Below are 16793 nucleotides of genomic sequence, written 5' to 3' on the forward strand. Positions count from 1 at the left end.
TGACTTCATCAGCAGGTAACTGATCCAATAAATATTGGATTTTCTGCCCATAATGGCTCAAATTATCATACTTTTCTGACAGCCTACCATTAATACGCAAAATTTCTGTATCCCATTTAGCAGATACTAGAACAACCTCATTAACTTGATCAATCATATGATTGCTTAATGTAAGATCCACACGTGTTGTACTCAAATATAAATACAAAAGTCCTATGATTGCTACAACTAAGAAAAATACTGCCAGTAAAACTCTACTAAAAACCTCAACCCATCGAAACATAGTGTGAGAGCCGCCTAACTCTAAATGCTAATCCTATGAGTGCAGTATAAAAAAGCATTATGACAGTAATACGACAATCAATGGATGATCAGAAATTTTCTTCTTTAGACAATTGACAATTAACATTGAATCCCTTTTGATAAGACCACGAACATCAAAATAAATTGACTAAGGGAGTGTTGCAATGATCACCACAAAAACCATCTTTGTTGCAGGTTATGCAAGATTACCACAAGGAATGGCTGCGAAACATATGTTTGAATCTATGACAATTACTGCAGAAATTGAACCTAAATATGGTGTCATTCTTGCGGCTGATTGCACGCTGATCACAGATTTAGGCAAAAATTTTATTCGAGAGCTACTGCGTGGCTATAGTTTAAATGATGGAATTGAACCATTAATTCAACAAGTTCAAGCAAGCTACAAAGGCAAAGCAACCAGCGCTCTCATCGCTGCACTCAAAGATTTGGATCACCAATATCATTCTTCTCATAAACTTTAAAAAAGATTAGACATTAATATAGTTGCATGCTACATTCTACTTAACTTAATCACTAAAGAAAGCTCCAGTCACCCACCCGACTGTCTCCCTTTCTTATTTAAGTTATCAACGAATATACTGCAAATCCATTTGAGATCATCCTAAAATGATGACAATAGAGAATGGTAAAACCAGTAATACATTGCTACTTTATTAAAGTACGTGATTGTATTACTGGTTTTTTTTTACAAATTTGCTACAAAATAATGATGAAGAACCACTTTGGAGGAAGTTATGTCAAAATTTATTCAAAACAATGAAAATTTCACAATTGCATTAAATCCACAAACAAAACGTATTCATAACATTACATTATCCAATAATGTGATCTCAAAATTTCTGGAGAAAATGCGAGAAGAAAATATCAGCGTACAGCATCTAGAATATACACCTTATGAGCGCCAAGTGATTGCAGATCACTTAGATGAAATCGCAGGCCACAACTTAGGCGAAATTTTACGAGATATTATTAATGATCGTGATACCGGTGGCTTCACAATTGGTTTAGAAGGTATTTCAAAAGATACGAATGAATTTGTTATTTTCTCTACTGCAATCGCACATTTAGTGGGAATCTCTAATTTTGACTCTATGACAGGCAAATATTATGCTCGTTTCGTAGTGAAAGATACTGATAACAGCGACTCTTATTTAAGACAAGCATACCGCTTATTCACAATGCATACAGATGGGACATTTGTGAGTGAAGCCACAGATTGGTTATTGATGATGAAAATGGTGGAAGAGAATGCAACAGGTGGTGAAAGTCGTTTATTGCACCTAGATGATTGGGCAGAATTGGATAAATTCTATAACAATCCATTGGGCAAACATAAATTCCAATACATTGCGCCACCTAGTAAAAATGTGCAAGAAATGGTTTATCGCCAACTATTCTTCTTGAAAAATAATCGCCCTTGCATCTGTTTCATTGATCAATTTGCTTATCCAGGCACAATCGAAGAAGCAAAATTTTTGAAAGCCTTATCTCATTCAATGGAAACTGACAAAAATGTTGTAGAGCTCGCATTACCAGTGGGAAGCTTAGTTGTATTGAATAATGAGTTCTGGTTACATGGCCGTGCTGCATTTGCAAAACATCCCGACTTAAATCGTGAATTACTTCGCCAACGTGGTCGTTTTTACGAATAAAACTATCCATATTCACTGAAACTTAACATCATCAATATAAAAGGAGCCATAGCTCCTTTTATAGTATTTACAATCAAAATTTTTTATTCATGAATCATATAATTCACTGAATGATAGCTATAAAATGCTTATTAAACCTATAAAACAAAAAATTTAATGCTACATTTTTATAAAATAATGTAGCCTATTTGTTGCAAATTCATTTTACTTGTGTATAAATATAAACGTCCGTGTTGCATGCAACATGTTAGATAGAAATTTGTCACACATTATTAAGCTTCATATAAAACAAAAAACCTAATCACACACTTTGTAGCAAATAAACGGCTCTCAGCTATTGACTACAAACGTATAGGAGGAATTTATGAATAAAAAGATATCATCTATGGATGTATTATTCTTAGCCATGGGCGCAATGCTTGGCTGGGGCTGGGTTATTTTATCTGGCGATTGGGTTGCAACTGCTGGTTTTATGGGTGCAACACTAGCTTTCGCAGGTGGCGGATTACTGATCATCTGTATTGGTTTAACATATGCTGAATTAGCTACTGCAATCCCTGAAACAGGTGGTGGTGTTGCATTTGTACAACGCGCATATAACAACAAACCTTTATCATTCTTAGCGGGCTGGTCAGTATTATTCGGCTATATGTCTGTTATCGCTTTTGAAGCAGTGGCATTGCCAACCGTGATTGACTATGTTACGCCAATTCAGCATCACGTAAGATTGTGGAACATTGCTGGCTCTGAAATTTATTTAACATGGGCATTGATTGGTTCTCTTGGCGCTATTTTCTTAGGTGCATTAAACTATCGTGGTATTCGTTCAGCAACTATTTTTCAAACTGTTTTCACGGTTGCAATTGTTGCAGTAGGTGTATTATTAATTTTTGGTGCCGGATATTATGGTGAATCAGAAAACTTAAAGCCTTATTTCAATGGTGGTTTTGATGGCATGATGAAAGTATTGATCATGGTTCCATTCATGTTCGTAGGCTTTGATGTCATCCCTCAAATTGCATCTGAAATCAAAGCAACAAAATCCATTGGTAAAATGCTTGTAATTTCTATCTTATCCGCATTGATTTTCTATGTATTAATCATCTATGGCGTATCCATTGGTTTACCACATGCTGAATTACAAACATCTAAATTAGCAACAGCAGATGCTATGACAAACTTATTCGATAGCAAATTATTGGGCCAAGTATTAGTGATTGGTGGTATTGCTGGTATCGTAACAAGCTGGAATGCATTCGTAATTGGTGGTAGTCGTATTATGTATGCAATGGCTATTCGTGGTATGTTGCCAAATTGGTTTGCAAAATTACACCCTAAATACCAAACGCCTTCTAATGCAATTATCTTCTTAACAGCTTTAGCATTCTTAGCACCATTATTGGGTCGCCAAGCATTGGTTTGGCTAGTGAATGCAGGTAGTATTGGCGTTGTATTAGGTTACCTTATTGTGACATTGGCTTTCTTACAATTACGTAAAACTGAACCTAACTTAGAGCGCCCATATGCTGTGAAATGGCCTAAAACTATCGGTTGGTTAGCAGTATTATTCAGTATTGGTTTCTTATCATTATACTTCCCAGGTATGCCAGCTGAATTAAGTTTTCCAATCGAATGGAGCTTAGTGTTTGGATGGTATATGATCGGTGCATACTTCTTGTTTATACATAAAAATACAGCCCCAACAGTTGATTATAACTCTGTCAGGTTAGAAACAGAGTGAGAACCAAAAGATAAGTAGTTGATTGCTACTTATCTCCCAATGAGTTAAAAATAATTAGTTACCAAAGAGGAAATTTAAAATGTCATACAGCACAGAACAATTACAAGAAATCCGTCAAAAATATGTTGCTCGCGGTGTAAGCAACGGCAACTTAAATATTGCAACAAAAGCAGTGAATGCAACCATCACTACTGAAAAAGGTGAAGAGTTCATCGACTTTGCTGGCGCAATTGGTGTAATGAACGTAGGTCATAGCCACCCTAAAGTTGTTGCGGCAATCAAAGCACAAGTTGAAAATTTCACGCATCCTGGTTTCAATGTGATGATGTATGAAAGCTACTTAGAATTATGTAAGCGCTTATGTGAAATCACAGCAGGTGATCACGATAAAAAAGCGATTCTATTTAATACAGGAGCTGAAGCTGTAGAAAATGCTGTAAAAATTGCACGCAAATATACTGGCCGTTCAGGTGTTGTTTCTTTCTATCGCGCATTCCATGGCCGTACAAACTTAACAATGAGTATGACAAGCAAGGTTAATCCTTACAAAGTCAATTTTGGACCTTTTGCTTCCGATATTTATCAAGCGCCTTATCCTTATATGTATCAACGTCCTGCTCAAATGACAGAAGAGCAGTATATTGATGAAACTATCGCACGTTTTGATGAATTCTTTAAAGCAACAGCATCACCAGAAAATACAGCATGTATCGTTATGGAACCCATTCAAGGTGAAGGTGGTTTTGTTGTTCCGCCAAAACGTTTCGTTGAGCATGTTTATAACTTCTGTCAAAAATATGGCATCATCTTTGTTGCTGATGAAATCCAAGCAGGCTTTGCACGAACAGGAAAATTCTTCTCAATGGAACATTTTGGTATTGTGCCTGATTTGATGACAACATCTAAATCATTGGCAGCAGGTGTTCCTTTAAGTGCTGTGGTCGGCCGTGCTGAGATCGTGAATGCACCAAACCCAGGTGAGTTAGGTGGCACATTCTCAGGGAGCCCATTGGCATGTGCTGCTGCATTAGCTGTGATTGATATCATTGAAGAAGAAAATTTGAATGAAAAAGCTGAAATTTTAGGTGCTAAATTACAAGCTTATTTGGAAGACAAACAGAAAACTTATAGCTTCATTGGTGATATTCGCCGTTTAGGCGCGATGGTTGCCGCTGAAATTGTTAAAGATCCTGCAACGCGTGAACCAGATGCAGCTAAAACATCTGCCATTACTAAATTCGCAAACGAAAATGGCTTATTGCTAATTTCAGCAGGTATCAACAGTAATGTTGTTCGCTTCTTATCACCTTTAACAATCACAGATGCAGAATTAGCAAAAGGATTGGCTATTTTAGATAATGCATTAGCATCAGTAAAATAACGCATAAAGGATTGCTGTAATGAATGAATTAAAAGTATTTAACCCCGCAACGGGGGATCTATTGGCAACATTGTCAATGGATTCAAAAGAGATGATCGAAACTAAGCTTAAAGCGGGTCACGATGCATTTCGTACATGGCGCAATACGTCTGTGTATGAACGCGCGGCATTGATTGATCGCTGGGCTGATTTGATCATCGAGCAAAAAGATGTTGTGGCTAAAATCATGACAGAAGAAAATGGTAAGCCACTACGCGAATCATTGGGTGAAGTCTTAAATGCCGTAAGTTATCTCACATGGTATGCAGAAGAAGCTAAACGTATTTATGGTCGCACAATTCCTGCAAACACCAATAACAAGCGCATTATGGTGACTCGCCAAGGCATTGGTTTAGTAGCAGCAATTACGCCATGGAACTTCCCTGCGGCAATGATGACACGTAAAGCTGGTCCTGCTTTGGCAGCTGGCTGTACGTTCATTGTTAAGCCTGCAGAAGATACGCCATTAACTATGATCAAGTTAGTTGAATTGGCACATGAAGCTGGTATTCCAAAAGATGTAATTCAATGCGTTGTCGGTGTGGGTTCTGAAGTTGGCCCTGTGTTCACATCAAGTAATTACGTACGTAAAATCACATTCACAGGTTCAACGCCAGTTGGAAAGCGTTTAATCAGTGAAGGTGCAAACACTGTGAAACATATGTCGATGGAATTGGGTGGCCATGCACCATTCATCATCTGTGAAGATGCTGATATTGATTTCGTGATCACACAAGCAATCGCATCGAAATTCCGTAATGCTGGCCAAACTTGTATTTGTGCCAACCGTTTCATTGTGCACAAAAATGTTTTGGCTGAATTTACAGAGAAATTCACAGCTGCAGCTAAGGCGTTGAAATTGGGCAATGGCATGGATCCTACAACAGACGTTGGCCCTTTAATCAACAAAAAAGGATTCGATAAAGTTGTGGAGCAGATCGAAGATGCTAAAGCAAAAGGCGCTTCTGTTTTGGTGGGCGGTACTTCGTTTGAAGACAAAGAGAAGAAAACTTACTTTGTTTCACCAACGGTATTGGGCGATGTCACTTTGGATATGCAGATCATGTCTGAAGAAACATTTGGCCCAGTTGCACCCATCATTGCTTATGATGATTTAGATACTGCGCTAGAAATCGCAAATGGCACGCCATTTGGTTTAGCCGCTTACTATTTCACCAATGATTACAAACGCGGGATTTATCTACAAGATCATCTTAACTTTGGCATCATTGGCTGGAATGATGGTTTACCAACAACGGCACAAGCACCTTTCGGCGGTTTTAAAGAAAGTGGTTTAGGTCGTGAAGGTGGCATTGAAGGCATCGAACCTTACTTAGAAACTAAATACCTATCCATCGGTAATTTATAATAATACCAATATATTTTTCCCTCAAATTTATCTGATAAACCAGCCCATTGGTTTATCAGATTTTTTTGCTTATAGTCTTAGAAAACGTAGCCAAGATTAATGCCACATTATTTATAATTAATTCATATAAAAAATAGGTATGAAGTTCAACAAACCTTCATACCCATATTAATGAAGCTTATATCAATTTCAGTGCTTAACTGCCCTGCACTACCATTTCAATGCCTGAATCATTTGCATCTACTGTTGCTTTTGCTTCCACTGTTTGCATCACTTCACGCACAATATATTCCGCAATCGCCATAGATGATGTTGCGCCTGGCGATGGCGCATTACGAATGTGTGTAATATTGCCATCTTTACGAATCACAAAATCATCCACTAAACTACCATCTTGATTCATCGCTTGTGCACGAATACCTCGTGTTGCTGGTTTTACTGTCATTTTTGATAAAGATGGAACATATTTCACACATTCATCAATGAATGTTTGCTGGCTCAATACCGTTTTAGATTCACGAATCGCCGCAGGAATATTTCTGAAAGAAAAGCGCCAAAAACCTGGGTAAACCAAATAATCTGTGATGTCTTTAAAGTTAAAGTTCTTACCTGTGTAATTTTCACGACCTAAGGATAAAAATGCATTCGGGCCAATCGTCATTTTGCCATCAATGCGCTTTGTAAAATGCACGCCCAAGAATGGATATTTAGGATCTGGTACAGGATAAATCAAACCTTTCACATCATTCGTAAATTGATCATCCAATACAAAATATTGGCCAAAGAATGGTACGATTTTAGGATTTGCTTCATCACCTGAATTTTTCGCTAAACGATCTGACTGTAAACCTGCACAGCTCACGGCATAGTTAAATGTTTCAGGGTAAACAGAACCATCTTTCATGATAATTTGAATACCATCTGCATTATTTTTTAACTCTTTAACTTCTGCAGATAACTGAATCTTGCCACCTTTTTCAAGGATATCTTTTGCGATCTGCTTTGCAATAGCTTCATAACTTACTATCGCTGTCGTTGGTGAATGCAATGCCGCAATACCGATACAATTAGGTTCAACTTTTTTAATTTCATCACCATATAACATGCAAACATCTGGCACTTCGTTATCGAGCGCGATCTGATATAAACGTTTTAAGCGCTCAACTTCCACTTCGGTTAATGCCACAACCAATTTGCCACATTGATCATAAGGCAAATCATTCGCCTCACAATATTCTTTAACTAAATGTACACCACGACGACATAATTTTGCTTTTAAACTACCTTTTGCGTAATACAATCCTGCATGTACAACGCCTGAGTTATGGCTCGTTTGATGCTGTGCTACACTGCTTTCTTTTTCGAACAATGTCACTTCTGCATCAGGATGATCAATCAATAGTTGCCTTGCAACAGCCAATCCATTAATTCCTCCGCCAATTACTGTATACTTGACAATAGACACATCAATCTCCTTTTACTTCGCGTTATACAAATATGAAAAAACTAAAAAAAATAGAGAGTCTTTCTGACCAAGCATTTGATCTTCTTCGTGAAGCGATCCTTAACGGCGTTCTTGAACCTGGAAAACTGTACTCAGCAACTGAGATCGGTGAATGGATTGGTGCTTCTAGAACACCTGTTCGTGAAGCCGCACAACAACTCGCAGCCATCGGCTTAGTCCGTGTAGAACGTAATAAAGGTATTCGCATTCTACCGACCTCTCTTCAAGAGTTGATCGAATCCTTTCAAATTCGTTTAATGCTTGAAGTGCCTTTGATCCGCAAAGTTGCACTCAATCGCTCAGAAGAAGACCTACAAACTATCATTGAGGCTTATAATAATTTTGCAGCTGCAGCCCAAAAAGATGATGCTGCAGAAACATTAAAAGCAGATAAAGAATATCATTCAGCATTATTGCAAGCTGCACACATCGAGCGTGCTTTAGTCATTATCGAAAATACTCGCAATGCTGTACTTTTAACGGGACCTAGCACCATTCCTTATTCTCGTACTTGTATGGAAGCATTTCAGGATCACCAACCGATTCATGAAGCAATTCTCAATCAGGATGCTGATTTAGCAGAAAGTGAAATGAAGCGTCACATCATCAATACTGCCAATATGCTGATTACACAAGAAGCGAAAAAAAGAGATGATTGGATTGATCCAAACCTTCTTAGTCAGTTTTCATGGATTCATAAATAGATCATCATTAATCACGTTACAAACACATGCTTTTTCTAGGTATTTTATATCACGTTCATCAGTTGCATGCAACACGCAATATGTAAAAATCATAATATCCCATATGTATTAACAAAAAAACCTCAGTTCACTAATGAACTGAGGTTCTCATTTTAAATTCAAATATTTATGATTCTAATAATAAATAAGCTTTAGAAAGTGCTTCTTCTTCTGAATTCACTGCAACTAATGGATATCCCCAAAACTCTTCAAATGTTTCTGAGAATTCCTCCATAGATTTTCTATCTTCTTCATTTTGAACAATATATAAGTGAACTTTTATATATTTTTGCACTTCTTTTTTATTTGCCTGTGCCCAAAAAGATATTTTACGTCGATCATCCACACGTTCTTCATCACTATCATGCACACCCTTTCCGATAATCACAAACGGCTCTTTTCTATCTAATAGTTGCTTGAGATGTAATAAAATTTGGTTATAATTTTTTCGATTCGAAGTGGCATAATTTAAGTGCACTATTGGAAAGTTACGGCTATCAATTTTCATTCAAATTCTCTTTAAATAAAATTCGTTTACGAATAAGAACCATTATTATATAGAACATTCTTCTAGATCTATTGCTGTATTAAGACAATTAATTATCTAAAACAGCCAAGTCTAGCATACAAAGTCATGAATCAGTCCTAATATGGTTGCCTTACTAATTTTCCTACAATTATTAGATGAGTAAAAGAAAACCTCGGCAAGCCGAGGTTTCTTTGATTCAAAATGGGGCTGGGATTACATCATACCGCCCATGCCACCCATTCCGCCCATACCACCCATATCAGGCATTGCAGGCTCATCTTTTGGTAATTCAGCAACCATACACTCTGTAGTGATGATCAATGAAGATACTGAAGCTGCATGTTGTAATGCTGAACGCGTTACTTTAGTTGGATCCAAGATACCCATTTCAACCATATCACCGTACTGGCCAGTTGCAGCGTTATAACCGAATGCATCTTTACCATCACGAACTGCATTCAATACAACATCAGCAGGCTCACCAGCGTTGATTACGATTTGACGTAATGGCTCTTCCATAGCGCGCAATGCAACACGGATACCAGCGTTTTGTTCATCGTTGTCGCCTTTCAAGTCTTTGATTGTGTTCAATACACGAACCAAAGCAACACCACCACCAGGGACAACACCTTCTTCAACTGCTGCACGAGTTGCGTGTAACGCATCTTCTACGCGAGCTTTCTTCTCTTTCATTTCAACTTCAGTCGCAGCACCTACGCGAATTACAGCAACACCACCTGCTAATTTAGCAACGCGTTCTTGTAATTTTTCACGATCGTAATCAGATGTAGCTTCTTCCATTTGAACACGGATTTGGTCAACACGGCCTTTGATTTCAGCAACGTCACCAGCACCATCAATGATTGTAGTATCTTCCTTAGATACTACAACGCGTTTTGCTTGACCTAAATCTTCAATCGTTGCTTTTTCCAATGACATACCGATTTCTTCAGAAATTACAGTACCACCAGTCAATACAGCGATGTCTTGTAACATTGCTTTACGACGATCACCGAAGCCAGGTGCTTTAACTGCAGCAACTTTAACGATACCGCGCATATTGTTAATTACCAATGTTGCCAATGCTTCACCTTCAACATCTTCAGCAACGATCAACAATGGACGACCTGTTTTTGCGACAGCTTCTAAAACTGCCAACATTTCGCGAATGTTAGAAATTTTCTTATCACAGATCAAAATCAATGGGTTGTCTAATTCAGCGGCCATTGATTGTTGGTTGTTGATGAAGTAAGGAGACAAGTAACCACGATCAAATTGCATACCATCAACTGTTGTTAAATCATTCTCTAAACCAGAACCTTCTTCAACAGTGATTACGCCTTCTTTACCTACTTTAGCCATTGCATCAGCGATAATTTTACCGATCTCTTCATCAGAGTTCGCAGAAATCGTACCCACTTGTGCAATTGATTTATCATCAGAACAAGGCTTAGAAATTGCTTTCAATTCAGCAACTGCTGCTGCAACTGCTTTATCAATACCACGTTTGATATCCATTGGGTTCATACCAGCTGATACTGCTTTCATACCTTCACGTACGATTGCTTGTGCCAATACTGTTGCAGTTGTTGTACCGTCACCTGCGATGTCAGAAGTTTTTGAAGAAACTTCTTTCACCATTTGTGCACCCATGTTTTCGAATTTGTCTTCTAAAACGATTTCTTTAGCAACTGAAACACCATCTTTAGTGATTGTAGGTGCGCCAAAGCTTTTTTCTAAAACTACGTTACGACCTTTAGGACCTAATGTTACTTTAACTGCGTTTGCTAAAGTATTAACACCATTAACCATGCGTGAACGAGCATCATTACCAAAACGTACTTCTTTTGCTGACATACTAAATACCTCTAAAAGTTAAAATATTTTCTATAAATTCGTCAAATCAAAGTAATTCTGAATTAACCTTCGATTACTGCCATGATTTCATCTTCACGCATTACGATGAAATCTTCATCGCCGAACTTAACTTCAGAACCTGAATATTTACCAAATAAAACTTCATCACCTACTTTCACATCAACAGCTTTCACTTGGCCATTATCCAAAGTTTTACCAGTACCCACCGCAATCACTTTACCGCGAGATGGTTTTTCTGTTGCAGAACCTGGCAACACAATACCGCCTGCTGATGTTGTTTCTTCTTCAACACGCTTAATGATAACGCGATCATGTAATGGACGTAATTTCATAATGATTCCTCTAAAATAATTTAACAATACGATTTCTATTCGCAAAGAAGCAATATCTCAACAAAATTAAATCGCACGAGATTCTTTGCAAAATTACAATGGGGTTTATTTTTAACCTTTCAAGTTATTAGGAATATTTTTTATTCAAGAATTTCTCAAAATTTATATGGTATCTGTAGAATCTGCCCGATTAATAGCCATTCTCATTCATAAAAAAATTGTATGCTCTTACACTTTCTAAATATTTAATGAAAGGTTCACAGAATCATGCAACAACTTTACTATTCATTAGATCAAGTTTGGGTAGAAATACCAATGAGTTATTTCCAATATCTCAGATTAAAACCTTTATTATTCATCATCTTTATATTCATAATGCTGATAATGCTCTGTAAGGTGATGATTAAAAACCGACTCTCATATGTATCTCTACAAAAACGTATACTTATTATTGCTAGCTGTAGCATTACAGGTTATTGCGGATACCATGTTATTGAATATCTATATAAAAAACAGCAATTTGAAATTAATCAAATACACAACAATATCTTAATGACACAGTTAATTTATTCTGTTCGTAAAGACCGCCCCTACACAGTCTATGAAAGTAGCCTTAGCCGAACTAATGAGAAAGAGGTCCTCGACCACATCAGGGGTAATGAAGTATTACCTAGCAATGAATATAAGCGTGATTTTAATTTAGCCAAACGTGCATTATTAGATATTGAAAAACAATCACTGTTTGCATATTCTACAGGCATTAATAACCCTGAAATTTGTCAAAAGGACCAACGCAATGAATTATATCGTTGTCATACTTCATTAAAAAAAGCTAATGGTACACATATTTATTTTCAAGCCATTGTCTATTTTGAACCTAAAGCTTATCAGGACTATTTACGTTTTGGCTTTCATGAAAAAGCTCCTTAATATTCAATACTAAAGAGCTTCTAATCATCATTTCATTCAATGTAATTAAACTATTTCTTTAATCTTTAATAATCGTAACGCATTCAATACAACCAAAATACTTGTACCGACATCTGCTAACACTGCCATCCACATATAAGCATGGCCTGTAATAGCTAGCACTAAGAATATTGCTTTAATTGCAATAGAAAAAATAATGTTATAACGAATGATCGACATCGTTTGATCAGCAATATTTAAAAAGTTAGGTAACTTCATTAAATCATCATCCATAATCGCAACATCAGCAGTTTCAATAGCGGTATCGCTGCCAATGGATCCCATTGCAAAACCAATGTCAGCTTTTGCCAATGCCGGTGCATCATTGATACCATCACCAATCATACCAATTTGGCCACTTTTAGCTTGAAATTCATCCACAAATGCCATTTTATCTTCTGGTAATTGATCACCTCGTGCTGTTGTTAGCTTCACAGTCGCAGCCACTTGATCCACAGTTTGCTGACGATCACCTGATAACATGACCAACTGTAAGCCACGTTCTTTCAACAACTCTAATGCTCGAACACTAGTTGCTTTAACGCCATCTTCTAACACAAACAATGCTAATAGCTCTTGCTCATTCGCTAACATCAAAACAGAATGTGCACGATCTTTAAAAGCAACCAATGCTTCATCCGCTTTGGTTAAATCAATATTATTAGCGATCATTAACTTCGCATTACCTAAATAATATTGTTCATCATTCATCATACCTTTCGTGCCATGGCCCAAAATTGCCTCAAAATTTTCAACATTTGCTGTCGCCATATTTTGCGCTTGATAAAATGTCACAATGGCTTTGGAGATCGGATGATCTGATCGTGCAGCTAGACTCATCGCCCAACTGGGTACATTCGCATCATCACTGAATAAGAAACTCTCAACAACTTGTGGCTTTCCTTCTGTAATCGTGCCTGTTTTATCAAATGCCAAGCCTTTTAAATGGCTTGCAACTTCTAAATAAGAACCACCTTTGATCAAAATACCTTGGCGTGCTGCTGTGGTTAGACCACTCACAATCGCAACAGGGGTTGAAATAACTAGCGCACATGGACAAGCAATGATCAAAATTACCAAAGCATTGTAAATGCTATCCAACCATGTGAAGCCGAACATTGGTGATATAACTGCAACTAAAACAGCAAATACAAATACGATTGGCGTATAAATTGCAGAAAATCTATCAATGAATCGTTCTGTATCTGATTTATTACCTTGTGCCTGTTCGATTGTTCGTGCAATTTTACGCAATGTTGAGTTTTCAGAAGTGGTTGTTGTTCTAAATTCAATTTCACCTTCTTGGTTAATACTACCTGCATAAACTTTATCACCCACTGTTTTATCAATCGGTAAGCTTTCACCCGTAATCGGAGATTCATCAATACTTGAACTACCCTTAATGATTTCCCCATCTAATGCAAACCGCTCACCAGGCATTACACGAATGATGGAGTCTAAAGCGATATCATCTGTTGCTTTCAATACAAAGCTACCATTTTCTTCCACTAAAGATTCATCTGGCGCTAAAGATAGTAAGCCTTCAATGGCATTACGTGCACGATCTAAAGATCTTGCTTCCAATACTTCAGAGATCGTAAATAACACCATAACCATAGCAGCTTCAGGAAACTCACCAATTAAAATTGCACCTGTCACAGCAACGCTCATCAACGCATTGATATTCAACTTTTTATTTTTAATAGCAATCCAGCCTTTTACATAAGTTTCGTGGCCACATAATACAATCGCAATGATCGCTAATAATGAAACAACCCAAGTACTGTCACCCAATAAGCTAATTAATTCTGCAATGACAGCAAGCGCACCAGAAATACCTAGTAACCAATATCTTTTTGTCATATTTTTAGGAGCAGGAGCTTGAGTACCTTGCGGGATAGCATTCATACCCAATGATTGAATCACTGCAATAATATTTACTAAATCCCCTTTATACACAAGATATAATTGGCGCTGAATTAAGTTAAATTGCATCTCATGAATTTCTGGCATTTTATCAAATTTCTGGCGAATTAATTGTTCTTCTACAGGACAATCCATTTCATTAATTGTCAAAATAGTTGAGGCATAACCTTCAGGGATCTTATTAAGTTGAATTTTTTTGTCAACAATATCCCCATGTTGTCCACAGCAACTTGTGGATAACTCCTCATGTTCATGTTCATGCTTATGAACTTTTTCATGGGTATGATCTTGATGTTTCATAATAAACTCCTTTGAAGAGTGAATACATATAATATGTGATATAGTAAACACCTTGAAGTAGCTATAAGGTCAAGCAATAAGGAGAATTCATATGAATATTGGCCGGTTATCACAATTAACAGGAGTTTCTACTGAAACTATTCGTTACTATGAAAAAGAGCGATTAATTCCTCCTCCTGAGCGCTCTGCTAATAATTATCGAGTCTACAGTCAACAGCATATTGAACGTTTAATCTTTATTAAAAATTGTCGTTCTTTCGACATGACTCATGAAGAAATTCATCAAATTTTGAATGAAGTCAACCAACCTAATAGTGATTGCAGTGCAATTAATCACATCATTAAAGACCATTTAGCACATTTAGATGAACGCATTCAAGAATTACTACATTTAAAAGAAAAACTCACAAATATAGAAAAACGATGCCGCAGTGCTCATACAGCTGACAACTGCTCTATTATTAAAGATATTGCCAGTTTAGGCGATGTCCCAAACCGAAATACTCATTTGGGATAATAATGTTCTGCACAATAAAAAGGCGCTCATAGCGCCTTTTATCATATTCTCAATATTAATTATTCGTATAAGTAACGAGCAATCATTGTCATGTCATCCACAGGACCAATGTTTGTATGAACAATATAGCCTGAGCCGCGAGCAACATCGATCACTTCGCCTTTATCATTTTTCATTTCGCCCAACACAACTTCACGGTTGCCATGTTGATTGATAATTTCAATGCGATCACCTGTTGCAAATTTGTTTTTCGCTTCTAAAACAGCGATACCAGTTTCAGGATCATATGACTTTACTTCTGCAACATATTGTTGACGAGAGTGAATACTATTACCTGTCAAATAATTTTGATAAGCATGTGGCATATGACGTTGCAAGAAACCCTCTGTATAACCACGATTTGCTAAGCCATCCAACTTTCCATATAGCTCAGGGTTAAATTCTTTTCCTGCAATCGCATCATTAATTGCTTGGCGATACAATTGCGCAGTACGTGCAACATAATAATGTGATTTAGTTCTGCCTTCAATTTTCAATGAATCTACACCAATTTCAATCAACTTTTGTACATGGTGAATTGCACGTAAATCACGCGAGTTCATGATATAAGTGCCATTTTCATCCTCACTGATTTCCATCCATTCACCTTTACGTTGATTATTCTCTTGAATCAAATAAGAACGATCTGCCTCTGGATGTGGATGATAACCTTCGGGTGCATCAAACGCTGAACGATTTAATTCATCTTGCAAATATTTCATCGGATCATCTTCTTTTGGCTGAACATGATTACTCGCAGATGTATAAATATTAACTAAATCGGTATTTTTAGGAATCAACTCACCTTCAGGTGTTTCTTTCGCATCTGTTAATCCATAATTCCAACGACATGCATTTGTACAAGTACCCTGATTCGCATCACGGTGGTTAAAGTAGCCTGATAACAAACAGCGTCCAGAATATGCAATACACAATGCACCATGAACAAATACTTCCAATTCCATATCTGGGCATTCTTGACGAATTTCATGAATTTCATTCAATGATAATTCACGAGATAAAATTACGCGCGTTAAACCTTGTTTCTGCCAGAATTTAACTGTTGCACTGTTAACTGCATTTGATTGTACAGACAAGTGGATATCCATTTCTGGCCAGCGTTCACGCACCATCATAATCAAACCCGGATCTGCCATGATTAAAGCATCTGGACCTAACTCAATAATCGGTGCTAAATCATCCACGAATGTTTTAAGCTTTGCACCGTGTGGCATTGTATTCAATGCAACAAATAACTTTTTACCATGTTCATGAGCATAATCGATACCCATTTTCATACGTTCTTCATTTTTAAAATCATTATTACGAACGCGCAAACTATAGCGAGGTAAACCTGCATAAACGGCATCTGCACCATAGGCAAATGCATAACGTAGATTTTCAAATGTGCCCGCAGGCGCTAATAACTCAACTTGTCTTTGTGTCATAAAATTATCCTTTCAGGGGATGAAGGCATATAGCCAAAAGGCGAATATTATACCTGAAAAGGCTCATTGCGACTATATATTTCCCACACAACAAAAAGC

Annotated in this window: 15 protein-coding genes; 8 read left to right on the forward strand and 7 right to left on the reverse strand. The window is 37.2% G+C overall.

Going from position 1 to position 16793, the window contains the following annotated elements; genetic code table 11:
• The coding region (locus tag BZK14_RS10070; RefSeq protein ID WP_143691441.1) for a hypothetical protein at positions 1 to 283 on the reverse strand (283 nt) is incomplete at its 3' end.
• A gap of 184 nt (positions 284 to 467) precedes the next feature.
• On the opposite strand from BZK14_RS10070, the gene BZK14_RS10075 reads away from it, so the two are divergent.
• From BZK14_RS10075 to BZK14_RS10095, 5 genes are all read left to right on the forward strand, one after another.
• Entirely contained in the window at positions 468 to 788 is a 321-nt protein-coding gene (locus BZK14_RS10075; protein WP_077926371.1) for a DUF3870 domain-containing protein, read from the forward strand.
• Positions 789 to 1061: 273 nt separating this feature from the next.
• Positions 1062 to 1979 (forward strand): glutarate dioxygenase GlaH, encoded by a 918-nt coding sequence (gene glaH, locus BZK14_RS10080; RefSeq protein WP_077926372.1) that lies wholly within the window; start codon positions 1062 to 1064, stop codon positions 1977 to 1979.
• A gap of 385 nt (positions 1980 to 2364) precedes the next feature.
• Positions 2365 to 3720, forward strand: a complete 1356-nt coding sequence (locus BZK14_RS10085; RefSeq protein WP_077926384.1) for an APC family permease — start codon at positions 2365 to 2367, stop codon at positions 3718 to 3720.
• Between the two features lie 79 nt (positions 3721 to 3799).
• Positions 3800 to 5101 (forward strand): 4-aminobutyrate--2-oxoglutarate transaminase, encoded by a 1302-nt coding sequence (gene gabT, locus BZK14_RS10090; protein WP_077926373.1) that lies wholly within the window; start codon positions 3800 to 3802, stop codon positions 5099 to 5101.
• Between the two features lie 19 nt (positions 5102 to 5120).
• Complete coding sequence (locus BZK14_RS10095) at positions 5121 to 6509, forward strand: NAD-dependent succinate-semialdehyde dehydrogenase (RefSeq protein WP_077926374.1); 1389 nt, start codon at positions 5121 to 5123, stop codon at positions 6507 to 6509.
• A gap of 196 nt (positions 6510 to 6705) precedes the next feature.
• Here BZK14_RS10095 and lhgO read toward each other — a convergent pair whose 3' ends face one another.
• Complete coding sequence (lhgO, locus tag BZK14_RS10100; protein WP_077926375.1) at positions 6706 to 7974, reverse strand: L-2-hydroxyglutarate oxidase; 1269 nt, start codon at positions 7972 to 7974, stop codon at positions 6706 to 6708.
• A 32-nt stretch (positions 7975 to 8006) separates the two neighbouring features.
• Here lhgO and BZK14_RS10105 point away from each other — a divergent pair, with 32 nt between their 5' ends.
• Positions 8007 to 8717, forward strand: a complete 711-nt coding sequence (locus BZK14_RS10105; RefSeq protein ID WP_077926376.1) for a GntR family transcriptional regulator — start codon at positions 8007 to 8009, stop codon at positions 8715 to 8717.
• A 166-nt stretch (positions 8718 to 8883) separates the two neighbouring features.
• Here the strand turns inward: BZK14_RS10105 and BZK14_RS10110 are convergent, their stop codons facing one another.
• The 3 genes from BZK14_RS10110 to groES form a co-directional block, all read right to left on the reverse strand.
• The gene (locus BZK14_RS10110; RefSeq protein ID WP_077926377.1) at positions 8884 to 9264 is read right to left on the reverse strand and encodes a hypothetical protein; all 381 of its coding nucleotides are present in this window, start codon (positions 9262 to 9264) and stop codon (positions 8884 to 8886) included.
• 234 nt (positions 9265 to 9498) lie between these two features.
• Positions 9499 to 11142: a chaperonin GroEL gene (groL, locus tag BZK14_RS10115; protein WP_077926378.1), complete on the reverse strand. Its 1644-nt coding sequence runs from the start codon at positions 11140 to 11142 to the stop codon at positions 9499 to 9501.
• Between the two features lie 62 nt (positions 11143 to 11204).
• On the reverse strand, positions 11205 to 11495 hold the full coding sequence (gene groES, locus BZK14_RS10120) for a co-chaperone GroES (RefSeq protein ID WP_077926379.1): 291 nt from the start codon (positions 11493 to 11495) through the stop codon (positions 11205 to 11207).
• A 552-nt stretch (positions 11496 to 12047) separates the two neighbouring features.
• Between groES and BZK14_RS13105 the strand changes: the two genes are divergently transcribed.
• Positions 12048 to 12425 carry a hypothetical protein gene (locus tag BZK14_RS13105; RefSeq protein ID WP_143691442.1) on the forward strand — a complete coding sequence of 126 codons (378 nt, stop codon included), beginning with the start codon at positions 12048 to 12050 and terminating at the stop codon, positions 12423 to 12425.
• A gap of 45 nt (positions 12426 to 12470) precedes the next feature.
• Here the strand turns inward: BZK14_RS13105 and BZK14_RS10130 are convergent, their stop codons facing one another.
• The gene (locus BZK14_RS10130; RefSeq protein WP_077926381.1) at positions 12471 to 14690 is read right to left on the reverse strand and encodes a heavy metal translocating P-type ATPase; all 2220 of its coding nucleotides are present in this window, start codon (positions 14688 to 14690) and stop codon (positions 12471 to 12473) included.
• 91 nt (positions 14691 to 14781) lie between these two features.
• On the opposite strand from BZK14_RS10130, the gene cadR reads away from it, so the two are divergent.
• A complete protein-coding gene (gene cadR, locus BZK14_RS10135; RefSeq protein ID WP_077926382.1) occupies positions 14782 to 15207 on the forward strand; it encodes a Cd(II)/Pb(II)-responsive transcriptional regulator in 426 nt (141 codons plus the stop codon).
• A 59-nt stretch (positions 15208 to 15266) separates the two neighbouring features.
• On the opposite strand, the gene trhP is transcribed toward cadR, so the two are convergent.
• Positions 15267 to 16694 carry a prephenate-dependent tRNA uridine(34) hydroxylase TrhP gene (trhP, locus tag BZK14_RS10140; protein ID WP_077926383.1) on the reverse strand — a complete coding sequence of 476 codons (1428 nt, stop codon included), beginning with the start codon at positions 16692 to 16694 and terminating at the stop codon, positions 15267 to 15269.
• Positions 16695 to 16793 lie beyond the last annotated feature (99 nt).

The organism is Wohlfahrtiimonas larvae (assembly GCF_002006755.1).
Lineage (GTDB): Bacteria > Pseudomonadota > Gammaproteobacteria > Cardiobacteriales > Wohlfahrtiimonadaceae > Wohlfahrtiimonas > Wohlfahrtiimonas larvae.